The sequence below is a fragment of the Leifsonia sp. NPDC058194 genome, from assembly GCF_042883605.1.
GTDB lineage: Bacteria > Actinomycetota > Actinomycetes > Actinomycetales > Microbacteriaceae > Leifsonia.
This window is the reverse complement of record NZ_JBHVVL010000001.1, coordinates 870,840-890,645: the sequence shown is the minus strand read 5'-3', so window position 1 is coordinate 890,645 and position 19,806 is coordinate 870,840. Positions and strand designations below refer to the sequence as shown.

The window sequence follows — 19,806 nt, the reverse complement described above, 5'->3', positions numbered from 1 at the left end:
CGAGGCGGCACGAACTGCCGCGAAAACAGGCGAGAGGGCGGACTATTCGCCGTCTCGGTGGGGGAGGGCGCGGGCGTGCTTGCGGAGGGCGCGGGCGGCGAGGATGGCGCCGGCCTCGGCGTCGCGCGCCTTCACGATCGCAGCGTCGGACTTGAGGGGGAGGCTCAGGCCGTACTCGGCCTCCTCGCCGGCGAGGATCTCGCGGGCGCGCTCCACCTCGCGGTCGAGCTCGGCGCCCAGCAGCAGGGCGACGTTCGCGATCCAGATCCAGAGCAGGAAGACGATGATGCCGGCCAGGGCGCCGTAGGTCTTGTCGTAGCTGCCGAAGTTGGCGACATAGAACGCGAAGCCGGTGGATGCGATGCCGATGACGACGATCGCGGCGATGGACCCGGTGGTCAGCCAGCGCAGCCGCGGGTAGCGCACGTTCGGCGACACCCCGTAGAGCAGGGCCACCAGCACGACGAGGGCGACGACGACGACCGGCCAGCGCAGGATCGACCACGCGGTCTGAGCGGCATCGCCCAATCCGATGGCGTCGCCGATCGCCTGCGCGATCGGGCCCGAGACGACCAGGAGGATCGCGACGATGGCGACGAGCGCGAGGGCGGCGACGGTGACCACGAGCTGGGCCGGGCGCAGGGCGAAGGCCGTGCGGCCCTCCTGCACGTGGTAGATCCGGTTGAGCGCCCGCCCGAACCCGCCGACGTACCCGGAGGCCGACCAGATCGAGCCGACGATTCCGATGGCCAGTGCGAGGCCGGTGGCGGGGGAGCCCGCGAGGGCCTCGATCGGCCCGCGGACGACGTCGAGCATTCCCGGCGCCAGTTCGTTCACCATCCCGAAAAGTGCGTCGATGCCGGTCTTGCTCTGCCCGACCAGCCCCAGGATGCTGACCAGCGCGATCATCGCCGGGAAGAGCGAGAGCACGCCGAAGTAGGTGAGCCCGGCGGCGAGGTCGGTGCAGGCGTCGCGGGAGAAGCCGCGTAGCGTGCCCTTCAGGATGAAGCCCCAGGGGAGCCGGATCCACGGGATCGCGGTGCGCTCAGCCGTCACGCCGGCGCTTCCGGATCAGCAGCGCCGCCACTCCGGCGGCTGCCGCGGCGAGGGCCAGGAGGGCCCCGCCGGCTGCGACCGGGTGCGAGCGGATCTGGATGCGCGGATTGAACGTCGCGAAGATGTCGTCCAGCGTGTGCGCCAGCTCGCTGCGGGTGACCTCCAGGTCGAGCTGGATGGTGTTCATCCCGGCGCCCTTCGGCAGCGGCGGGCGCGCGGAAGCGGACGCGGCGGAACCGGCCGAAGAAGTGGATGCGGTGGGTGCGCTCACGCCTGCTCCCCCTTCAGTGCGTGGGCGTCCGCCCGCAGCTCGGAGCCGAGGTCGTCGGGGATCGGCGGGACGCCGCGTTTGAGGCTGGCGCGGCCGATCAGCGCGGCGATGATCGCGAGCACGATCAGGATGCCCGCCACGATCAGGGCGGCCAGCCAGCCGGGCACGATCAGCGCGAAGGCGAGCACCGCGGCCGTGACCAGCACGCCGAGGGCGAAGAATACGAACACGAGGGCGCCCACGAGCAGGCCGGCGCCGATGCCCGCGGCCTTCGCCTTGGCCGACATCTCCGCCTTGAACAGCGCGAGCTCGGCCGTGACCAGCCGCTTCAGCTGCGCGACCAGGTCGCGGGTCAGCTCGGGCAGGGGCCTCAGGCCGCGGGTGGTGCGCCGCCGCTCTCGGGGGAAGGCGGACCCCGCCGAAGGGCCGCCGGTGCTCGTGCTGTCGTGACTCATCCTGTGTCGTCTCACCTTTCGCTGTACGCCGACCGTACCCCGATGGGATGGTGCACACTAGGGACATGAGCGGCAACGACTCCCTCGGTCGCGGCGGCGTGCTGGTGGCGGTGGTCGCCGGGCAGCCCGTCGCGGTGCTCGAGCAGGCGGCCCGGCTGGCGACCGACCTCCACGTGCCGCTGGTGTGCGCCACGGTCGACCCGAACCGCTACCTCGTCTCCAACTACGTGGACGGCACAGTCGTCGCCCTCCCGTACGACCCCGACCTCCCCGAGGCCGAGGAGGAGGAGTTCGACTCCGAACTGGAGGAGCGCATCCGGACGGTGCTGGAGGGTCGCGGCGTCCCGTTCGCGCTCCGGCAGCTGGCCGGAGACCCGGCGTGGGCGCTGACCCGGCTGGCCGACGAGATCGACGCCCGGTACATCGTGGTCGGGACCCGCGAGGCGGGCCTGCGCGGCAGCCTGCGCGAGTTCTTCAACGGCTCGGTCGCTGTGCATTTGGCCCACCGCCAGCACCGCCCGGTGATCGTGGTGCCGCTCGCGCCCGTGCCGGGCGCCGAGACGCTGCCGTGGGAAGACCCCACGACGAAGTGACGCCGCGAACCCCCGTCCCCGTGCACCTGCACTGGCGCTCCGTGCTGCTCGTCTTCGTCGGCGGCGCCGTCGGAACGACCGTGCGGTACCTGATCTCCTCAGCCGTTCCCCCGGTGCTCGGGCTCCCGCTCGCGACCTTCGGCATCAACGTCGTCGGTGCGTTCGTCCTCGGCTGGCTGCTGGAGGCGCTGGCGCTGCGCGGCCCCGACGAGGGCCGCCGGCGCTCCCTGCGCCTCTTCGTCGGCACCGGCATCCTGGGCGGCTTCACGACGTACAGCGCGTTCGCCGTGGACACCGACGGCCTGATCGTGGCGCAGAACCTCGGCGGGAGCATCGTCTACGCGGTGGCCACGATCGCCGTCGGCGCGCTCGCCTCGATCGCGGGCATCGCCGTCGGCGCCGCCCTCGGCCGCCGCCGCGCCGAGCGCCTCCGTCGCCCGGAGGGAGACGCGTGACGCCGCTGCTGGTCCTCGCCGTCGCAGTGGCCGGCGGCCTCGGCGCGGTCGCCCGCCTCGTGCTCGACGGGGTCACCCGCAGCCTGGTGCGCGTGAACTTCCCGCTCGGGACCACGGTCATCAACGTGACCGGCTCGTTCCTGCTGGGCCTCGTCACCGGGCTGGCCCTCGCGAACGGCCTGCCCGCCGAGTGGCGCGCGATCCTCGGCACCGGGTTCCTCGGCGGCTACACGACCTTCAGCACGGCGAGCTTCGAGACCGTGCGGCTCGCGCAGCAGCGCCGGTACCGCGCGGCCGCGTTCAACGGCGTCGGGATGCTGCTGCTCGCGCTCGCCGCAGCGGGGCTCGGCCTGTGGCTCGGGGAGCTCTGAGGCTCACTCCTCGGCGCTTACTCCGCGGCGCTCACTCCTCGGTGGAGTCCTGTTCCATCCACCACTCGGTGAACTCCTCGGCGCGGCCGTCCGGCGCCAGCAGGATGATCCACAGGTTGCTGTAGGTCGGGCCGTCGCGGTAGTCCGTGACGCCTTCGACGAAGTACTGCGGGCCGTCCTGACCGACCAGCCGCCACTCGAACGAGGCGGCGCCGGGCTCGTCGCGGGCGTCCAGCCAGCCCTCGACGATCTCGATGTGGCCGTCCCATGGTTCGGCGAACGGCTCGGTGCGGTAGCTCGCGTCCTCGGTGAAGAGCCCCCGGATGTCGTCGGGGTCGTTCGTCTCCCACGCGCGTCGGTAGTCGTCGATCCAGCGGGTGATCGCGTCGGCCATGTCCCCGTTATACGCCCTGCCCGCCCCGACCCGCCAGCCTGGCGCACGGGCGATCGATACGATATGCGCCATGACCCCGACGTTCGAGGAGTGGGCGGCCTTCAACACCGCCGTCGCGGGTGCGGGAGCGGCGCTCGGCGGCCTGCTCATCGTCGCCCTGTCCGTCAACATCAAGCAGATCGCGGAGTCGCGCGGACTCGCGGCCCGGGCGGGCGCCTCCATCGCCTCGCTCATCCTGGGCGTCGCGTTGTGCTGCCTCGCGCTGATACCCGGTCAGAGCGCGACCGGGTTCGGGATCCAGGTGCTGGCCGGGGCGCTCGCCTGCGGGATCGTCGCCGTGCTCGCGGCCCGCGCGATCCGCCAGGACGAGACGCGGTCCGGGTACCACCAGTACGACGCGACGCAGATCGTCCCGTTCGTGATCCCGTTGCTGGCCTACCTCGCCGGCGGCGTGCTCCTGCTGATCGCCGAGCCCGGCGTGGGGCTCGTGCTCGTGGGGGTGGCCACCATCCTCGCGATCATCGCCACAGTGCTCTTCTCCTGGGTGGCGCTGATCGAGGTGCTGCGCTGACCGTGCCGCGCGGTGTCAGCGGAGCGCGAAGGGCGGCGTCTCGACGCCCGGCGTGAGAGCCTCGGCCGGGTCCGAGCCGACGGCGACGATGCGGTTGGCCTCGTCCACGTGCACGACGCGCGGGATGTGCGAACGGGCTTCGTCCTCGTCCATCTGCCCGTAGGCCATCACGATCACCAGATCGCCGACGTGGGCCAGGTGCGCGGCCGCGCCGTTGACGCCGATGACCCCGCTGCCGCGCTCGCCGGGGATGAGGTAGGTCTCGAACCGGTTGCCGTTGGCGATGTCGACCACCGACACCTGCTGCCCGGGCAGCAGGTCGGCGGCGTCGAGGAGGTCGAGGTCGACGGTGAGCGAGCCCACGTAGTGCAGGTCGGCGTGGGTGACGGTCGCGCGGTGGATCTTGGAGGTGAACATCGTGCGGAGCATGGCCGGGCCTCTCAGCGGGTCGCGAGCGCGAGTTGCGGCAGGGCCGCCACCAGCGCTGCCAGTTCGGGGAGGTCGGTCGCCTCGGCCAGGGCGTGCTCGAGCGCGGCATCGTGCACCGGTCGTGCCCGGTCGAGCAGGGCGTGGCCTGCGCGGGTCAGCTCGGTGTAGGTGCCGCGGCGGTCGTCGAGGCAGTCGACGCGGGTCAGCAGGCCGCGCTCCTCCAGCCGGTTGACCAGGCGCGTGGTGGCGCTGGGGCTGAGGGCGCTCGCCCGGGCGAGCTGCTGCATGCGCATGTGCCAGCCGTCCTGCCGGTTGAGGGCATCCAGCACGGTGTACTCGACGACCGAGAGGCCGGCGTCGCGGGTCAGCGCGCGCTCCAGCCCGTTCTCGATGAAGTTGTGCAGTGCGGCGAGGGTGCGCCACCCCTGGGCGCGCACCTCGACCGCGTCGTCTCCGATCCCCACGGGGTCTCCTGTCTGCTGAAGCCGACGCGCCGGGCTTGCGCAATGTACTTGCACGTGCAACTATTTATAGCGCGTCTGCAACTAACAGGATACGCGTTCTTCCCACCCACCCCCCTCACTCACGGAGTCTTCACATGCCTGCTGGCCTGATCGCCCTCGCACTCGGCGGATTCGGCATCGGCCTGACCGAGTTCGTCATCGCCGGGCTGCTGCCCGAGGTGGCCGCCGACTTCCACGTCGACGAAGCCGCCGCCGGATGGCTCATCTCCGGCTACGCGCTCGCCGTCGCGGTCGGCGCGATCGCCCTGACCGCGGCCGCCACCCGCATCCCGCGCAAGGCGGCTCTACTGGGCCTGATGGTGCTCTTCATCATCGGCAACCTGCTCTCGGCCCTCGCACCCACCTACGCGATGATGCTCGGCGGCCGTGTCGTCGCCGCGCTCTGCCACGGCGCGTTCTTCGGCATCGGCTCGGTCGTCGCGGCCGGGCTCGTCGGGCCCGAGAAGCGCGCGCGTGCCATCGCGATCATGTTCACCGGCCTCACCGCCGCGAACGTCCTGGGCGTCCCGTTCGGCACCCTGCTCGGCCAGGCGGCCGGGTGGCGCTCCACGTTCTGGGCCATCACCGGTATCGGAGTGATCGCCCTGATCGGTGTGGCCGTGCTCGTGCCACGGGATGCGGCGGACGCCGGCGGCACCAGCCTGCGTCGCGAGCTCAGCGCGTTCCGCTCGGGTCAGGTCTGGCTCTCCCTCGTCGCCACGGTGCTCGGTTTCGGCGGGATGTTCGGCGCGTTCACCTACATCGCGTACACGCTCACCGGGGTCTCCGGGTTCGAGGCGAGCGCCGTCCCGTGGCTGCTCATCCTCTTCGGCCTCGGCCTCTTCGTCGGCAACTGGGTCGGCGGACGCCTCGCCGATCGCTCGATCGACCGGACGCTCCTGGTGCTGCTCTCCGTGCTCGCGCTCGTGCTCGTCGGATTCGCACTCGTGGCCGGGATGCCCGTCCCGGCGGTCATCGCCCTCGTACTGATGGGCGCTGCCGGGTTCGCGACCGTCCCCGCGTTGCAGCTGCGGGTGCTGACCTACGCCGATCACGCGCCGACTCTGGCGTCGGGGGCGAACATCGCCGCCTTCAACGTCGGCAACGCGATCGGCGCGTGGCTGGGCGGACTCACCATCGCTGCAGGGCTCGGCTACACCTCTCCGCTCTGGGTCGGAGCGGGGATGACCGTGGCGGCCGTCGTCGTCGTGACGATCGCCGCCGGGTCGTCCGCCGCCTCCCGTCGCCGATCCGCAGCGCAGGGGGCCGCGGAAGTGACCCTTCCCGTCTAGTAGACGGAGGCGTACACTCACCGGTGTCTCGAACGAACTGGACATCCCTGAAGTACCGAACAGCGTGACGATCAGGGGGTGATCGTGATGGTGGATGCGGCTGATGACCTACTCCCCTCGCGCCTTCCCCTCCGCGTCCTCCTCGGCTCCGTCATCGGCGGAGCGGGACTGATCGCCCTCGGACTCCTGTTCGGCGGAGGCTCCGCGCATGCCGACGAGACTGCGCCACCGCCGCCTCCGCCCGCTGCGTCCTCCGGACTCGGGGGTGTCGTCACGGGGCTGACGAGCGGGCTCGGTCAGACGGTCGGCGCGGTGACGTCGAGCGTGGCGCCCGTGCTCCCGGAGCCGGTGAAGCAGGTCGTCTCCGCGGTCGTGACCCCGGTGACATCCGCGGTCTCGGGCATCGCCGATTCGGCCCCGGTGGCCGCCGTGGTGCAGCCCGTGGCGTCGGCGGTGGACACGGTGGTCACCTCGACACCGGTCGTCGGCGACGTGGTGACCGGCCTGCTCGGCAGCGGCACCCCGGTCCAGTCGGTCACCGCTCCGGTCACCGGACTCGTCGATCAGACGGTCTCGGGTGTCGCAGGCGTCGTCACCGATGCCGTCGCCCCCCTCGCGCCCGGCGTCTCCGGGCCGCCCGTCGTGTCGCAGCCGCCCGCCGGGAACGGTGGACCAGGCGCGATCGCGACCACCTCGACCACGCCCACCGCTGCGGGCTCGCCTGCGGCGACCGTCAGCGGGCCGCTCGCCGCCCGATCCGCCGGTGACCCGGCCGCAACGGACGCTGCGGCCGTGCCGAACGGCGCGGCGTCCGGCGGAACCGCGGATCCCGCGGCGCCCTCGCCGGGACAGCCGGGCGGGAACGGCCAGGCGCCGCCGCCCGCGGTGCCCGCGGGAAGCGCCGGAGCCGGCTCCGCCTCGGCGGCCGGCGGGGGACTCGCGCTGTCGGCCGTCGCCGACAGCAGCGCCCTGCCCGCGCGGGCCCTCGGAGCCTCGAACCATGCCGTCTCGGACGACCGGATCCCGGCGTCCCCCGTCGCCGACCACGACACCAGCCCCGACTGAGTGGGTCCCGTCTGCCCTCGGGCAGAACGCGACCATGCCTCCCCTCCGGAGGCGACATCACTCATTCGAAAGGCTGAACCATGAACAAGTACGTCTCGCGAGGGTTGTGGATCACCCTCTGCGCCGGCGGGCTGTGGCTGGCGGGCACCGCGGCCGCGAACGCCGCCGAGGCTCCCACCGGCGACAGCGCCGGCTCCGGCGCCCAAGCGGTCGTCGGGCTCTCCGTGCCGGTGACGATCTCCGGCAACGGCATCTCCCTCCTGGGGGACTCCTCCTCGGCGGGGGCGACCACGGCCGCTCCGGCGCCCGCGGCGGCGCCGTCGCTCACCATCGACCCGTCCGCCGTCGGCGGCGTCCTCGACGGCACCCAGGCGGTCGCCGACGTCGCGGTGCCGGTGACGGTCACCGGCAACGCGATCAGCGTGGTCGGCGATGCCGGCAGTGCCCAGTCGCAGACGGCACCCGCCGCCGCGGCCCCGGCGCCGGCTGCCACCGCCGTCGATTCGTCGGGCGACGGGGGCCTGGTCGGCGCCGTGCAGGCGCCGGTGAATGCGGCCGTGCCTGTCACGGTCGGCGGTAACGCGATCAGTGTGGTGGGCGATTCGTCGTCGGCCGGCTCGCACGCGTCCGCTCCGGCGGCGACTCCCGGTTCGACGGTGACGTCGAGCGGGCCGGCCTCCGGTTCGGGTGATTCGGGTCTGCTGGGTGGTCTGCTCGGGAACGTGCAGGCTCCGGTGAACACGGGTGTCCCGGTGACCGCGGGCGGTAACGCGATCAGTGTGCTGGGTGACTCGTCGTCGTCCGGTTCGCAGACGTCCGCTCCGGCGGGGACTCCCGGTTCGACGGTGACGTCGAGCGGGCCGGCCTCCGGTTCGGGTGATTCGGGTCTGCTGGGTGGTCTGCTCGGGAACGTGCAGGCGCCGGTGAACGCGGGTGTCCCGGTGACCGCGGGCGGTAACGCGATCAGTGTGCTGGGCGACTCGTCGTCGGCGGGTTCGCAGACGTCCGCTCCGGCGGCGACTCCCGGATCGACCGTCACGTCGACCGGGCCGGCCTCCGGCTCGGGTGATTCGGGTCTGCTGGGCGGTCTGCTCGGGAACGTGCAGGCTCCGGTGAACGCGGGTGTTCCCGTGACCGCCGGCGGTAACGCGATCAGTGTGCTGGGCGACTCGTCCTCCACCGGTTCGACCACCACCGCTCCTCCCGCGGCCGGCGGGACCACCGCGACCAGCGGCGGGACCGGCTCGGGAACCGGGGGCGGCCTCCTGGGAGGCGGCCTGCTGGGCGGTCTGGTCGGCGGGGTGCAGCTGCCGATCGACGCGGGCATCCCCGTGACCCTCGGCGGCAACGCGATCAGCGTCGTCGGCGACAGCGGGACGACCGGGTCGACCACGACCCCGACCACCCCGACGACGCCCACCACGCCGACCACGCCGACCACCCCCACCACCCCGACGACTCCGGTCGTCCCCGGTGGAGGGAGCATCGGTGCCGGGATGACGACCGCATCAGTCGGTGCCGTCGTCGCCCTGGGCTCGGGCGGTTCGGCGATGCTCGCCTCGACCGGCTCGAACGAGCTGGCCGTCGGCGGCCTCGCCGCACTGCTCGCTCTCATCGGAGTGCTGGCTCTCTTCATGGCTGCCAGCCGGGAGCGGCGGCACAACCGCACGCGGTAGTCGCGCGTGCACGGCAAGCGGGCCGCCGGTCCATCCGGCATCGGCGGCCCGCTCCGCGCTGCCCGGGAGGCGTCGGCGATCCCTCTTCCGCCCGTCGTCCGCCGACCACTACGGTGTGAGTCATGATGAGCCTGCGACCTGCCCGCGCCGCCCTCGCCCTCGCCGCCGTCGCCGCGGTCGTCGCCCTCAGCGGATGCTCGTCGTCCGCGTCGTCCTTCACCGGGACCTGGGGATCGTCGAGCTCGGGCCAGCCCAACCTCACGATCACGGACGACGGGTCGTTCAGCGGCACCGACGGCTGCAACGCCATGTCCGGCAAGGGAACGATCAGCGGAGACACGTTCACGTTCGGGCCCTTCGCCTCCACGCTCAAAGCCTGCGACGGCGTCAACCCGTGGCTGAGCCGCGCGAACACGGCCAAGATCTCCGACGGCGACCTCGTCGTCTATGCGAACGGCGGAGAGAAGGTCGGCACGCTCGCCAAGGGCTGAGCGTGCCGACCGGTGAGTGAGAGGGCGTTCGCGGCGTAGTTGGGGGGATCCCCGCGAGACGCCCTCTCGTCCCGGTCAGAACCCGATGGGTCTGCCGGGAGTCAGTGGCTCGTCGGTGACGGTGAAGCTCTCGCCGTCGTTGTGAGCGATCTCTCGACGCTCCACCTCGGCGAGGAGCGCCTTGGTGAGCATCTCGGACCAACTGCTGTCGCGCTCGGCGAACGACGTGGCCCGATAGACCGACCGGGCGCGGTTGCGCAGCGCCTCGGTCAAGTAGAACGTGATGGTGGTGCGGTTCCGGGCGGTCGGGCCGCCGACCGCGCTCGGCTGGGCGCGGAAGGGTGAGGCCTCGGGAGACGTGCGGCGACGGGCTGGTGAACTCTCGTCGGCGGAGCGGCTCATGAAGACCTCGCAAATATCAGTACGTGATGGTAAGTCGTCTACATTCTACGCAGGGATGCCGGTCGAATACACCCTTGACGCTGTCCTATGCATGCATTTTCAGCGCGAAAGGCGCTCGACGATCGAGCCGAACAGCTCGGGCCGGGCCGCCGCGGTCGGCACGATCCGCGACCGAAATCGGGAGCGCGCCGCGATCACGAGGCCCGAGGTGAGCATCCGGAAGTCCCGTGTCGTGGCCCGCCAGGCGCGCTCGTACTGCTCGGTGTCGCCCGCGCGAACGGCCGCGACGGCGGCGCGGGCCTGCGAGAACCCGACGCGCATCCCCTCGCCGGTGAGGGCGTCGACGTAGCCGGAGGCGTCCCCGGCGAGCAGAGTGCGGCCGGACGCCCGCGACCGCGCCCGTTGCAGCAGCGGCCCGGCGCCCCTGGTCGACCCGACGGTCTCGGCGCCGTCGAGCCGGGAGGCGAGCGCGGGAAGCGACGCGAGCACTGCCTCCTGATCCAGCGGGCGGCGCCCCAGGACGGCGATTCCGACGGTGTGCTCGTCGACCGGGGTGACGTACGCCTCTGCCAGCGGGGACCAGTGCACCTCGACCAGATCGCTCCAGGGCGCGATGGCGTAGTGCCTGCGCACGCCGAATCGCCGTCGCGACTCGACCTGAGGCCGTCTCTCGAGCCCGAGCAGGCGGCGCACCGGCGAGTGCAGGCCATCGGCCGCGATCGCCCAGGGGGTGTCGAGCACGGTGTCGTCGGCGAGAGTGATCCTCACGCGGTCGCGCTGCTGGTCCAGGCCGACGACCCGTCCCTCCGCACGTCGTGCACCCAGCTGCTCCGCGCGTGCCTCGAGGGCGGAATGCAGGACGGTGCGCCGCACGCCGCGACCCGGTCGCTCGGCGAACCGGTGCTCGACCCGGGAGGAGCCGTCCACATACGCGATGCCGGCCAGCGGGTGCCCCTGCGGGTCGACCCCGATGCGGTGGAGCGCCGCGAGCGCACCCGGCATGAGGCCTTCACCGCAGGCCTTGTCGATCGGGCCGGATCGCGGCTCGACGACCAGCACGTCCATCCCGTCGAGGCGCGCCTCGATCGCGCAGGCCAGTCCGACCGGTCCGCCGCCGATGACGACCAGGTCGGGTGCGCTCATGCCCGTGCGGGGAGGACGGTGGCCAGTGCCCGATCCTCGCACGGGATGCGCACCGCGAGCAGGAGCACCGCGTTCAGCACGGTGAAGGCGATGGCGGTGATCCACGCGGTGTGCACGAGCGGGAGGGCGAAGCCCTCGACGACCACGGCGACGTAGTTCGGGTGCTTCAGCCAGCGGTACGGCCCGCGCTCCACCAGGGGGAGGTCGCGCACGATGATCACGCGCGTGTTCCAGCGCGGCCCGAGGGAGGCGATGCACCACCAGCGCAGCGCCTGGCTGGCGAGAACGAGCACGAGCATCGGCCAGCCGAGCCACGGCAGGAACGGGCGGTCGCCGAACCAGACCTCGGCCAGGCAGGCGAGCAGGAGGCCGGTGTGCAGCGCGACCATCGGGGGGAAGTGCCCGCGCCCGAACTCGACGCCGCCGCGCGCGAACGACCAGCGGGCGTTGCGGGCTGAGACGACCAGCTCCGCAATGCGCTCGCCGCCGGTCGCCAGGACGAGGATGCCATACCAGATCATCGTTCTGCCCAGATCATCGCGCCGCCCGGCTCACGCGGCCGCGCCGATCGCGTCGTGCACCCGCGGTGCGCCGTCGGCCCAGCGCAGCAGCACCAGCTCGCTCGTCACTCCCGGGCCGAGGGCGAACAGCAGCCCGATGGTGCCGGGCTCGTGGGCGTCGAGCTGCTCCGCGAGCACGTGCAGCACCGCGGCGGACGACAGGTTCCCGACCCGCGCCAGCGACCTCCAGCTGGCGTCGAGTGCTCCCTCGGGCAGGTCGAGGGCCTGCGCGAACGCCTCGAGCACCTTCGGTCCGCCGGGATGCGCGGCCCACGCTCCCACGTCGGCGACGTCGAGGCCGTGCGCGGCGAGGATGCCCCGGGCGTCGCCGGCGAAGTTGCTCTCGATCACGGCGGGCACTCCCGCGCTCAGGACGATGCGGAACCCCGTCCCTCCGATGTCCCAGCCGATCACGTCGGCCGTGTCGGGGTAGATGCGGCTGCGCGTGTCCACCACCTCCGGTCCCGCGAGGCCGAGCGTCGCCGCCTTCTCGTCGCCGACCATCACGACAGCGGCCGCCCCGTCGCCGAAGAGCCCGCTGGCGACGATGTTGGCCATCGAGTCGTCGCTCGCCTGCATGGTCAGGGAGCACAGCTCCACCGACAGCAGCACCGCGACCTCCCCGGGATGCCCGGTCAGATAGTCGTGGACGCGGGCGATTCCCGCCGCCCCGGCGACGCAGCCGAGGCCGAAGCTGGGCAGCCGTTTGACGTCGGGCCGCAGCCCCAGCCGGGCGACCAGCTGGGCGTCGATGGACGGCGCGGCGATACCGGTCACCGAGGTGAAGAGCAGGAAGTCGACGTCGGCGGGCTCGAGACCGGCCGACGCGAGCGCGCCTGTCATGGCGCGCTCGGCGAGGGTGGTTCCCTCGGCGATGAAGAAGTCGTTCGACTCCTGGAACGACGCGATGGAGCTGTACCGCTCAAGCGGCATGACCAGGCTGCGCGTCTCCACCCCGCTCGACGCGTGGATGCGGCGCATCACGGCCTGGCGCTGCGGGTCCGGAGTGATCATCCCCAGCAGCGCGGTCGTGATCTCCTGCTGGGGGTAGCTGCGGGCCGGGAGCACCGGCGCCACCGACACGATTCGGCTCACATGCGAAACGTACACCCGGGGCGCGCCCGGCGACGGTCGCTCACGGCCGCCTCACATCGAGGGCGATCATTCGTGACGAATGCGGGCTCAGCGCGCCGCTTTCGCGACATTCGGCACGAATGATCGCGACGGCCTCAGGCCAGGACGGCCAGCGCGTCGATCTCGACGAGCATCTCCGCGCGCGGCAGCCCGGTGAACACGGTGGTGCGCGCCGGCAGCACGTCCGAGGCGACGCGCGCGCCGACGAACTCGCCGTACGCGTCGTTCATCGGGCCGAAGTCGTCGCGGGTGGTGAGGTAGACGCGCAGCATCATGACGTCGTCGAACGTCGCGCCGCCCGCGGCGAGGATGGCCTCGACGTTCTGGAGGGTGCGGATGGTCTGCGCCTTCACATCGCCCGGGTGCAGGTACTCGCTGGTGGCCGGGTCGACCGGCCCCTGTCCCGACACCTGCAGGAACGGTCCGCGCCGCACGCCCTGCGAGAAGGTGTGGGCGGGAGCCGGGGCGTCGGCGGTGGAGACGGCGATGCGGTCGGTCATGGGGTGCCTTTCGAGACGGTCGGGAGGCCGGAGGCGGGCGCCCCCAGCTCGGCGGAGATGCGGGAGGTGGCGGCGAGGAGGGCGGGGAGCAGCCCGAGGACCCCGTCGTAGGGCAGCACGACGTTCGGCACGGAGACCGAGACGGCCGCGGCGATCCGTCCGTCGGCGCCGAAGACGGGGGCGCCCACGCAGTTCATGAACGTCTCGTGCTCCTCGTGGTCTTCGGCCCAGCCGCGTTCCGCGCTCCGGCGCACCTCGTCGACGAGGGCGGCGGGGGTGGCGATGGTGCGTTCCGTGTACTTCTCGAAGTCGACTCCGGAGGCGATGCGGTCGAGCTCGGTCGCCTCGAGGCCGCCGAGGAGCACCTTGGCGACGGCGGTCGCGTGCAGGGCGGCCGGGAGGCCGACGCGGGAGTACATGCGCAACGGCTGGCGCGACTCCACCTTGTCGATGTAGGTGACGACGCCGTCCTGGTAGGTCGCGAGGTGGACCGTCTGCCCGGTCTCGGCGGCGAGCTCCCGCAGCGCGGCGGAGGCGGCCGAGCGCACGTCCCGGGCGTCGAGGGCGCTCTCGGCGAGGGCGAACACGGCCGGGCCGAGGTGGTAGCGGTGCGAACGGTCGCGGCCGACGAATCCGCGCTGCTCCAGGGTCTGCAGGAGGCGGAGGACGGTGGTCTTGTGCACGCCGACCTGCTCGGCCAGGGCGTCGAGGGTGGCGACACCGCGCGAGACCAGATCGAGCACGTCGAGGGCGCGGGCGAGGGACTGGCTCATGCGGACCTCCAGGGGATCTCGCCGGGATGCACGTGCCACCCGGCCCAGGCGGCGTCGGCGGCGTCGGCGATGGTCGCGCGCTCGGCCGGTGCGGGCACGGAGACCGGGCGGTCTCCGTGCCCGATCAGGGTCAGGGCGGCGAGAGCGTGCCCGAGACGCAGCGCCTGTTCGTCGTCGCGGCCGTCGGCCAGCCCGGCGAGGAAGCCCGCCGCGAACGCGTCCCCCGCGCCGACCGGCTCCACGACCTCCACCGTCAGGCAGGCCACGTGTGTCTCGCGGCCGTCGCGGCGGTGCACGGAGGCGCGGTGCGCGTCCTCCTTGAGGACGAGGGCGTCGAGGTGGGGGAAGGCGGCGAAGAACCGGGCGGGGTCGGTGTGCCCGAAGTGGGCGGCCGCCTCGTCGTGGCCTGCGAACAGCAGATCGGCCTGTCCGACGAGGGCGTCGAGCGGTGCGGTGTCGCGGTCGTGCCAGAGCCGGGGGCGGAAGTTGAGGTCGACGCTGATGAGGGCGTCCGGGCCGGCGGTGGCTCGGAGTCCGGCCACCGCCTCCGCCGTGCTCGGCGAGAGAGCGGCCGTGATACCGCTGGTGTGGAGGTGGCTCGCCCGGTGCAGCAGGCCGGCGGCCGGAGCGGCGCGGAGCGTGTCCGGTCCGAGGGCCGAAGCGGCGGAGTCGCGGCGGTAATAGTGCATCCGCGTGGCGATGCCGTCGGCTCCGGGCGTCGACTCCTTGATGTAGAGGCCGGTGGGGCGTGTTTCGTCGACCTCCACGGCCGCGGTGTCGAGTCCGGCCTCGGCGGCGACCCGGCGGATGCGCTCGCCGAAGCCGTCCGCGCCGAGCCGGGAGATCCAGGCCGTCGGCAGTCCGAGCCGGGCGAGGGAGGTCGCCACGTTGAACTCGGCGCCGCCGACGTCGGAGCCGAAGGTCTCCGCCTCCGCGAGCGGGCGGTGCCGGTCGGGGTAGAGCGCCACGAGCGCTTCGCCGAGGGTGACGAGCAGGGGTGACGGCACGGCCCCTCCTCTCTGCGGCGTCTCTCGGCGGCGGACGTCGTCTTGGCGGACGTCCAGAGGCATGCTAGAACAGAACGAGCACACACTGCAACGAGCGTTGCAACATACGCAACGACGCCTATCCCGGAGGATCGACGTGAGAGAGTACAAGGCCGTGCCCCTCGGCTACGCCGCCGCCGAGGTCGCCGCGCTCGGCGAGTCTCGACCGCCGCTGCACGACTTCCCCACCCCGCTCGTCACGCTCAGCGAGAGCGCCGTCGCGCACAACCTCGCGACGATGGCCGAGTGGGGCCGCAACGCGGGCGTCGGGCTCGCTCCGCACGGCAAGACCACGATGAGCCGGGAGCTCTGGCAGCGGCAGCTCGACGCCGGTGCTTGGGGGATCACCGTCGCGACCCCGTGGCAGGCCTCCGTCGCCCTCGGCTGGGGCGTCCCGCGCGTGCTGCTCGCCAACGCCCTCGTGCAGCCGTCCGCGCTGCGCGCCCTCGCCCCCGACGCCGATCGGCTGACCGTCTGGGCCGACTCCCTGCGCGCCGTCGAGATCATGACCGAGTCGCTGACCGGCCTCGACCTCCCGGAGCCGCTCGCCGTGCTCGTCGAGCTCGGCGCACCCGGCGGGCGCACGGGCGCTCGCACGATCGACGAGGCGCTCGCCGTCGGGCGCGCGGTCGCCGCCTCTCCGGCGCTCCGGCTCGCGGGGGTCGCGGGCTACGAGGGCGCGCTCGCGCACGACGCCCGTCCCGAGGCCCTCGCGACGGTGCGTGCCTACCTCGAGACCCTCGGAGCCCTGCACGACGGGTTCGAATCGGCTGGCCTCTACCCGCCGGGTGCGTCCGTCGTCCTCACGGCCGGGGGGAGCGCCTACTTCGATGTCGTCGCCGAGGTGCTCGCGCCCCGCCGCGACCTCGACGGCGCGGGCGGCCGGGTCGTCGAGATCCTGCTGCGCTCGGGCGCTTACATCACGCACGACGACGGCTTCTACAGCGTGATCACGCCGCTCGGCCGGGTCGGCGGCGGTGAGTTCCGCTCGGCGATCCACGGCTGGGCCACGGTCGTGTCGCGTCCGGAGCCGGGGCTCGCGCTCGTCGACGCCGGCAAGCGCGACTTCCCCTACGACGAAGGGATGCCCGTCCCGCAGGCGGTGCGCCCCTTCGGCACCGAACGCGACCTCCCGCTCGCCGGCGCCGTCGTCACCGCGATGAACGACCAGCACACCTTCGTGCGCCTGCCCTCCCATGCCCGCGTGGAGGTCGGGGACGTGATCCGCTTCGGTCTCTCGCACCCGTGCACGACCTTCGACAAGTGGCGCGCCCTCGCGGTCGTCGACGACGCGCTCGCCGCCGAGCCGCGGGTCACCGGCCTGCTCGAGACCGCCTTCGGCTGAACGGACCCCGCATGCTCATCGACACCCTCCGCACCGACCGCGCGCTCGCCGTCGTGCGCGCGCCGCGGATCGACGACCCCGTCGCGCTGTGCCGCGCGCTGGCGACGGGCGGCATCCGCACGGTCGAGTTCACCTTCACGACTCCAGGCGTCGAAGACGTGATCGCTGCAGCCGTTGCGGGAGAGCACGACGCCCTCGTCGGCGCCGGCACCGTGACCGACGCGCGCACCGCGGAAGCGGCCATCGCCGCGGGCGCGCGCTTCCTGGTGACGCCCGGTCTCAGCGAGAGCGCGGCCGGGGTGGCGCGGGAGGCCGGTGTGCCCATCCTGCTCGGCGCGCTGAGCCCGAGCGAGGTGATGCGCGCCGTCGAGCTGGGCGCGGCGGCGGTGAAGGTCTTCCCGGCCTCGCTCGTCGGGCCCCGCTATCTGCGCGACCTGCGCGGGCCCTTCCCGGGCGTCCCCTTCGTGCCGTCGGGCGGCCTCGACGCGGACAGCGCGCGGCACTGGATGGATGCGGGCGCCCTGGCCGTCACCGCGGGTTCCAGCGTCGTGAGCGCCGCCGACATCGAGGCGGCGGCCTGGGGCTCCGTGACCGAGCGCGCGCGGGAGTTCGGCGCCGCCGCGACGGGCGCATGACCGGGCCGGCGCCCACGCTCATCCGCGGCGCCCTGGTGCTCGACGGCACCGGCCGTCCCGGTGAGACCGGGGATGTGCTGCTCGCCGACGGGCGCATCCAGCGGGTCGGCGGACGCCTCGATGAGCTGCGCGCCTCCGCGACCGAGGTGATCGACGCCGACGGCCTCGCGATCGCCCCCGGGCTCATCGACATGCACGCGCACTCCGATCTCGCCGTGCTGACCGACCCCGTCCATCTCGCGAAGGTCTCGCAGGGCGTGACGACCGAGGTCGTCGGGCAGGACGGTCTCTCGTACGCGCCCGCGACACCGGCGGCGATCGACGTGCTGCGCGAGCAGCTCGCGGGCTGGAACGGCATCCCGCCTGGTCTCGACCTCGGCTGGGAGACGGTGGGCGGCTACCTCGACGCGGTCGACCGGGCGCGACCGGCGGCCAACGTCGCTGCGCTCGTGCCGCAGGGCACCGTGCGACTGGACGTCGTGGGCACCGCCGACCGCCCCGCCACCGCCGCCGAGATCGCCGCGATGTGCGCGGTCGTCGACCGGGGCATGCGCGACGGGGCGTTCGGGATGTCGTCCGGCCTCACCTACGTGCCCGGGATGTTCGCCGGCACGGACGAGCTCGTGGCGCTCTGCGAGGTGGTCGCCGCCCACCGCGGCGTCTACGTCCCCCACCAGCGGTCCTACGGCGCCGGCGCGCTGGAGGCGTACGCCGAGATGATCGAGGTGGCCAGCCGCTCCGGCGTCGCCCTGCACCTGGCGCACGCCACCATGAACTTCGGCGTCAACCGGGGCCGGGCGCGAGAGCTGGTGGCGCTCTTGGACGACGCCGTCGCCTCCGGCGTCGACCTCACGTTCGACACCTACCCGTACCTCCCGGGCTCGACCACTCTCGCCGCCCTGCTGCCGTCGTGGGCCGCAGCGGACGGCCCTGCGGCGACCCTCGACCGCCTGCTCGACCCTGCGGCCCGCGAGCGCATCGCATACGAGCTCGACGTCGTCGGCAGCGACGGCTGCCACGGCGTGCCGGTCGAGTGGGACACCATCGAGATCTCCGGGGTGCGCGACCCCGCCCTCTCCGGCCGGGTCGGCCGCACCGTCGCCGCCCTCGCGATCGAGTCGGGCCACCCGGCTTCCACCGTCGCACTGGACCTCCTCGTCGCCGACCGGCTCGGCACCGGCATCCTGCAGCACGTCGGCGACGAGGCCAACGTGCGCACGATGATGGCGCATCCCCGGCACACGGGCGGCAGCGACGGGATCCTCGTCGGCGACAAGCCGCATCCCCGCGCCTGGGGCACCTTCCCGCGCTACCTCGGCCACTACGTCCGCGACGAGGGGGTGCTACGGCTGGAGGACGCGATCGTCCACCTCTCCGCGCGCCCGGCCGCCCTCCTCGGCCTCGCCGATCGCGGCCGCATCGCGCCCGGGATGGTCGCCGACGTCGTGCTCTTCGACCCGTCGACCGTCGCCGACCGCGCGACGTTCGCCGAGCCCCGGCGGCAGGCGACCGGTATCCCCTGGGTCTTCGTCGCGGGCGAGGCGGTCCTCGCGGACGGGCAGCGGACCGGGTCCCGCCCAGGCCGCGCGCTACGTCATGGGCTTCTACAATCAGAACAACGTGCTGCTCGACGCCTACAACGTTCGAGCGGTCGCCTCCAACAGCAATGACCGCGTGATCACAGCCCTCCCATTGAAAGACGGCGGATCCTTCTGCAGTTAGGCAGCCGATGGAACAGAAGCCGCGGGATGTCCGCCTCTTCCCCGATTGGGGTCACCGGTGGCCGCTGTGGGAGGCCGAGCCGGGGCCGGACATGTCCCCCGAGGACTACGGCCTGTCGCCGGGCCTCACCGTGAGAATGCGGCGGTGGTATGACGAATGGTTCGACCACTTCAATCCCGACGGTGGATGGGATGATCCCGACCTCGGAAGAGCGTGGCTGGCCGAAGGGGGCCGTCTCGCACACGATCTCAGAGTAGAGCTCGGCGACGGGTTCACCGTAGAAGAGGGCTACCGGTACGCCTCGGGCGGGACCTGAACCGCGCGCTACGCTCGACGGCATGCGCAGCTTCCTGATCCTGCACGGCTGGGACAACCACCGACCGCCCGGGCACTGGCAGCACGAGCTCGCGACGGCCCTGCGGGCGCGCGGTGAGCGCGTCGAGTATCCGCAGCTCCCGAGTGCGGCCGCACCGTCGGTCGCGGCATGGCGGGATGCAGCCGCGGTGTCGCTGCGTGCGGCCGCCGCCGACGGGGCCGAGGTGACCGTCGTCTGCCACAGCCTCGCGTGCCTGCTGTGGCTCGGCGCGCGCCCGCTGGACACCGCGGTCGACCGTGTGGTCCTGGTCGCGCCCCCGTCGCGGGAGGTCGTGGCCGGCATCCCCGAGATCGCCGCGTTCGCCTCGCCCGACCCGGCACGTCCCGCCTACGCGACGACCATCGTCGCCTCCGATGACGACCCGTTCTGCCCCGAGGGGGCGCAGGCGGCCTACGGTGCGCCGCTGGGCATCCCGATCCAGGTCATCCCCGGCGGCGGCCATCTCGAGCTGAGCGCGGGCTACGGCGAATGGCCGTCGATGCTGGCGTGGTGCTTCGACCCGACCACCACGCTGCAGCCCCGCTGACCGGAACGACGGAGGCGCCCCG

General features: G+C 72.9%; 26 protein-coding genes. 13 read left to right on the top strand and 13 right to left on the bottom strand.

Going from position 1 to position 19,806, the window contains the following annotated elements:
• Positions 1-42: 42 nt before the first annotated feature.
• From ACFVU2_RS04225 to ACFVU2_RS04215, 3 genes are read right to left on the bottom strand one after another with little or no spacing between them, the layout of a single operon-like run.
• Positions 43-1,056, bottom strand: coding sequence for a YihY/virulence factor BrkB family protein (locus tag ACFVU2_RS04225; RefSeq protein WP_387871416.1), 1,014 nt, complete (start codon positions 1,054-1,056; stop codon positions 43-45).
• A complete protein-coding gene (locus ACFVU2_RS04220) occupies positions 1,046-1,327 on the bottom strand; it encodes a hypothetical protein (RefSeq protein WP_387871414.1) in 282 nt (93 codons plus the stop codon). The genes ACFVU2_RS04225 and ACFVU2_RS04220 overlap by 11 nt, the downstream gene beginning before the upstream one ends.
• Positions 1,324-1,782 carry a phage holin family protein gene (locus ACFVU2_RS04215; protein ID WP_387871411.1) on the bottom strand — a complete coding sequence of 153 codons (459 nt, stop codon included), beginning with the start codon at positions 1,780-1,782 and terminating at the stop codon, positions 1,324-1,326. Before ACFVU2_RS04215 ends, ACFVU2_RS04220 begins: the two co-directional genes overlap by 4 nt.
• 65 nt (positions 1,783-1,847) lie before the next feature.
• On the opposite strand from ACFVU2_RS04215, the gene ACFVU2_RS04210 reads away from it, so the two are divergent.
• From ACFVU2_RS04210 to crcB, 3 genes are read left to right on the top strand one after another with little or no spacing between them, the layout of a single operon-like run.
• A complete protein-coding gene (locus ACFVU2_RS04210; protein ID WP_387871408.1) occupies positions 1,848-2,375 on the top strand; it encodes a universal stress protein in 528 nt (175 codons plus the stop codon).
• A complete protein-coding gene (locus ACFVU2_RS04205; protein WP_387871406.1) occupies positions 2,372-2,830 on the top strand; it encodes a fluoride efflux transporter FluC in 459 nt (152 codons plus the stop codon). The genes ACFVU2_RS04210 and ACFVU2_RS04205 overlap by 4 nt, the downstream gene beginning before the upstream one ends.
• Positions 2,827-3,201 carry a fluoride efflux transporter CrcB gene (crcB, locus tag ACFVU2_RS04200; protein ID WP_387871403.1) on the top strand — a complete coding sequence of 125 codons (375 nt, stop codon included), beginning with the start codon at positions 2,827-2,829 and terminating at the stop codon, positions 3,199-3,201. The genes ACFVU2_RS04205 and crcB overlap by 4 nt, the downstream gene beginning before the upstream one ends.
• 31 nt (positions 3,202-3,232) lie before the next feature.
• Here crcB and ACFVU2_RS04195 read toward each other — a convergent pair whose 3' ends face one another.
• Positions 3,233-3,595 (bottom strand): nuclear transport factor 2 family protein, encoded by a 363-nt coding sequence (locus ACFVU2_RS04195; RefSeq protein ID WP_387871400.1) that lies wholly within the window; start codon positions 3,593-3,595, stop codon positions 3,233-3,235.
• A 70-nt stretch (positions 3,596-3,665) separates the two neighbouring features.
• On the opposite strand from ACFVU2_RS04195, the gene ACFVU2_RS04190 reads away from it, so the two are divergent.
• Positions 3,666-4,166, top strand: coding sequence for a hypothetical protein (locus ACFVU2_RS04190; protein ID WP_387871397.1), 501 nt, complete (start codon positions 3,666-3,668; stop codon positions 4,164-4,166).
• A gap of 15 nt (positions 4,167-4,181) precedes the next feature.
• Here ACFVU2_RS04190 and panD read toward each other — a convergent pair whose 3' ends face one another.
• Together panD and ACFVU2_RS04180 are read right to left on the bottom strand one after the other, a co-directional pair.
• Positions 4,182-4,595 carry an aspartate 1-decarboxylase gene (panD, locus tag ACFVU2_RS04185; RefSeq protein WP_387871395.1) on the bottom strand — a complete coding sequence of 138 codons (414 nt, stop codon included), beginning with the start codon at positions 4,593-4,595 and terminating at the stop codon, positions 4,182-4,184.
• A gap of 11 nt (positions 4,596-4,606) precedes the next feature.
• Entirely contained in the window at positions 4,607-5,059 is a 453-nt protein-coding gene (locus ACFVU2_RS04180; protein ID WP_387871392.1) for a MarR family winged helix-turn-helix transcriptional regulator, read from the bottom strand.
• A 134-nt stretch (positions 5,060-5,193) separates the two neighbouring features.
• Between ACFVU2_RS04180 and ACFVU2_RS04175 the strand changes: the two genes are divergently transcribed.
• The 4 genes from ACFVU2_RS04175 (at position 5,194) to ACFVU2_RS04160 (ending at position 9,622) form a co-directional block, all read left to right on the top strand.
• Positions 5,194-6,390 carry an MFS transporter gene (locus ACFVU2_RS04175; RefSeq protein WP_387871389.1) on the top strand — a complete coding sequence of 399 codons (1,197 nt, stop codon included), beginning with the start codon at positions 5,194-5,196 and terminating at the stop codon, positions 6,388-6,390.
• Positions 6,391-6,468: 78 nt separating this feature from the next.
• Positions 6,469-7,455, top strand: a complete 987-nt coding sequence (locus ACFVU2_RS04170; RefSeq protein WP_387871386.1) for a hypothetical protein — start codon at positions 6,469-6,471, stop codon at positions 7,453-7,455.
• Between the two features lie 80 nt (positions 7,456-7,535).
• The gene (locus ACFVU2_RS04165) at positions 7,536-9,131 is read left to right on the top strand and encodes a hypothetical protein (protein ID WP_387871383.1); all 1,596 of its coding nucleotides are present in this window, start codon (positions 7,536-7,538) and stop codon (positions 9,129-9,131) included.
• A gap of 122 nt (positions 9,132-9,253) precedes the next feature.
• Entirely contained in the window at positions 9,254-9,622 is a 369-nt protein-coding gene (locus ACFVU2_RS04160; RefSeq protein WP_387871380.1) for an META domain-containing protein, read from the top strand.
• Positions 9,623-9,697: 75 nt separating this feature from the next.
• On the opposite strand, the gene ACFVU2_RS04155 is transcribed toward ACFVU2_RS04160, so the two are convergent.
• The 7 genes from ACFVU2_RS04155 to ACFVU2_RS04125 form a co-directional block, all read right to left on the bottom strand.
• Positions 9,698-10,024 (bottom strand): hypothetical protein, encoded by a 327-nt coding sequence (locus ACFVU2_RS04155; RefSeq protein WP_387871378.1) that lies wholly within the window; start codon positions 10,022-10,024, stop codon positions 9,698-9,700.
• A 99-nt stretch (positions 10,025-10,123) separates the two neighbouring features.
• Positions 10,124-11,167 carry an NAD(P)/FAD-dependent oxidoreductase gene (locus ACFVU2_RS04150; protein WP_387871375.1) on the bottom strand — a complete coding sequence of 348 codons (1,044 nt, stop codon included), beginning with the start codon at positions 11,165-11,167 and terminating at the stop codon, positions 10,124-10,126.
• Positions 11,164-11,688: an isoprenylcysteine carboxyl methyltransferase family protein gene (locus tag ACFVU2_RS04145; protein ID WP_387871372.1), complete on the bottom strand. Its 525-nt coding sequence runs from the start codon at positions 11,686-11,688 to the stop codon at positions 11,164-11,166. Before ACFVU2_RS04145 ends, ACFVU2_RS04150 begins: the two co-directional genes overlap by 4 nt.
• 30 nt (positions 11,689-11,718) lie before the next feature.
• Positions 11,719-12,822, bottom strand: coding sequence for a type III polyketide synthase (locus tag ACFVU2_RS04140; protein ID WP_387871370.1), 1,104 nt, complete (start codon positions 12,820-12,822; stop codon positions 11,719-11,721).
• 134 nt (positions 12,823-12,956) lie between these two features.
• Positions 12,957-13,361: a RidA family protein gene (locus tag ACFVU2_RS04135; RefSeq protein ID WP_387871367.1), complete on the bottom strand. Its 405-nt coding sequence runs from the start codon at positions 13,359-13,361 to the stop codon at positions 12,957-12,959.
• Positions 13,358-14,134 carry an IclR family transcriptional regulator gene (locus ACFVU2_RS04130; protein WP_387871365.1) on the bottom strand — a complete coding sequence of 259 codons (777 nt, stop codon included), beginning with the start codon at positions 14,132-14,134 and terminating at the stop codon, positions 13,358-13,360. The genes ACFVU2_RS04135 and ACFVU2_RS04130 overlap by 4 nt, the downstream gene beginning before the upstream one ends.
• Complete coding sequence (locus ACFVU2_RS04125; RefSeq protein ID WP_387871362.1) at positions 14,131-15,141, bottom strand: sugar kinase; 1,011 nt, start codon at positions 15,139-15,141, stop codon at positions 14,131-14,133. The genes ACFVU2_RS04130 and ACFVU2_RS04125 overlap by 4 nt, the downstream gene beginning before the upstream one ends.
• 136 nt (positions 15,142-15,277) lie before the next feature.
• Between ACFVU2_RS04125 and ACFVU2_RS04120 the strand changes: the two genes are divergently transcribed.
• From ACFVU2_RS04120 to ACFVU2_RS04100, 5 genes are read left to right on the top strand one after another with little or no spacing between them, the layout of a single operon-like run.
• Positions 15,278-16,525, top strand: coding sequence for an alanine racemase (locus tag ACFVU2_RS04120; protein ID WP_387871359.1), 1,248 nt, complete (start codon positions 15,278-15,280; stop codon positions 16,523-16,525).
• A gap of 11 nt (positions 16,526-16,536) precedes the next feature.
• Positions 16,537-17,160: a bifunctional 4-hydroxy-2-oxoglutarate aldolase/2-dehydro-3-deoxy-phosphogluconate aldolase gene (locus ACFVU2_RS04115; RefSeq protein WP_387871357.1), complete on the top strand. Its 624-nt coding sequence runs from the start codon at positions 16,537-16,539 to the stop codon at positions 17,158-17,160.
• On the top strand, positions 17,157-18,830 hold the full coding sequence (locus ACFVU2_RS04110; RefSeq protein ID WP_387871354.1) for an amidohydrolase family protein: 1,674 nt from the start codon (positions 17,157-17,159) through the stop codon (positions 18,828-18,830). The genes ACFVU2_RS04115 and ACFVU2_RS04110 overlap by 4 nt, the downstream gene beginning before the upstream one ends.
• Before the next feature lie 59 nt (positions 18,831-18,889).
• Positions 18,890-19,198: a hypothetical protein gene (locus tag ACFVU2_RS04105; RefSeq protein ID WP_387871351.1), complete on the top strand. Its 309-nt coding sequence runs from the start codon at positions 18,890-18,892 to the stop codon at positions 19,196-19,198.
• A 22-nt stretch (positions 19,199-19,220) separates the two neighbouring features.
• Positions 19,221-19,784, top strand: a complete 564-nt coding sequence (locus tag ACFVU2_RS04100; RefSeq protein ID WP_387871348.1) for an RBBP9/YdeN family alpha/beta hydrolase — start codon at positions 19,221-19,223, stop codon at positions 19,782-19,784.
• The last annotated feature ends 22 nt before the right edge of the window (positions 19,785-19,806 follow it).

Bases quoted from the DNA above. Each gene is read 5' to 3' on its own strand.
- ACFVU2_RS04215 (WP_387871411.1), bottom strand. From the start codon at position 1,782: ATGAGTCACGACAGCACGAGCACCGGCGGCCCTTCGGCGGGGTCCGCC.
- ACFVU2_RS04195 (WP_387871400.1), bottom strand. From the start codon at position 3,595: ATGGCCGACGCGATCACCCGCTGGATCGACGACTACCGACGCGCGTGG.
- ACFVU2_RS04160 (WP_387871380.1), top strand. From the start codon at position 9,254: ATGATGAGCCTGCGACCTGCCCGCGCCGCCCTCGCCCTCGCCGCCGTC.
- ACFVU2_RS04135 (WP_387871367.1), bottom strand. From the start codon at position 13,361: ATGACCGACCGCATCGCCGTCTCCACCGCCGACGCCCCGGCTCCCGCC.
- ACFVU2_RS04110 (WP_387871354.1), top strand. From the start codon at position 17,157: ATGACCGGGCCGGCGCCCACGCTCATCCGCGGCGCCCTGGTGCTCGAC.
- ACFVU2_RS04175 (WP_387871389.1), top strand. From the start codon at position 5,194: ATGCCTGCTGGCCTGATCGCCCTCGCACTCGGCGGATTCGGCATCGGC.
- ACFVU2_RS04210 (WP_387871408.1), top strand. From the start codon at position 1,848: ATGAGCGGCAACGACTCCCTCGGTCGCGGCGGCGTGCTGGTGGCGGTG.
- ACFVU2_RS04145 (WP_387871372.1), bottom strand. From the start codon at position 11,688: ATGATCTGGTATGGCATCCTCGTCCTGGCGACCGGCGGCGAGCGCATT.
- ACFVU2_RS04105 (WP_387871351.1), top strand. From the start codon at position 18,890: ATGGAACAGAAGCCGCGGGATGTCCGCCTCTTCCCCGATTGGGGTCAC.
- ACFVU2_RS04155 (WP_387871378.1), bottom strand. From the start codon at position 10,024: ATGAGCCGCTCCGCCGACGAGAGTTCACCAGCCCGTCGCCGCACGTCT.
- ACFVU2_RS04165 (WP_387871383.1), top strand. From the start codon at position 7,536: ATGAACAAGTACGTCTCGCGAGGGTTGTGGATCACCCTCTGCGCCGGC.
- ACFVU2_RS04150 (WP_387871375.1), bottom strand. From the start codon at position 11,167: ATGAGCGCACCCGACCTGGTCGTCATCGGCGGCGGACCGGTCGGACTG.
- ACFVU2_RS04130 (WP_387871365.1), bottom strand. From the start codon at position 14,134: ATGAGCCAGTCCCTCGCCCGCGCCCTCGACGTGCTCGATCTGGTCTCG.
- ACFVU2_RS04190 (WP_387871397.1), top strand. From the start codon at position 3,666: ATGACCCCGACGTTCGAGGAGTGGGCGGCCTTCAACACCGCCGTCGCG.
- ACFVU2_RS04100 (WP_387871348.1), top strand. From the start codon at position 19,221: ATGCGCAGCTTCCTGATCCTGCACGGCTGGGACAACCACCGACCGCCC.
- ACFVU2_RS04115 (WP_387871357.1), top strand. From the start codon at position 16,537: ATGCTCATCGACACCCTCCGCACCGACCGCGCGCTCGCCGTCGTGCGC.
- panD (WP_387871395.1), bottom strand. From the start codon at position 4,595: ATGCTCCGCACGATGTTCACCTCCAAGATCCACCGCGCGACCGTCACC.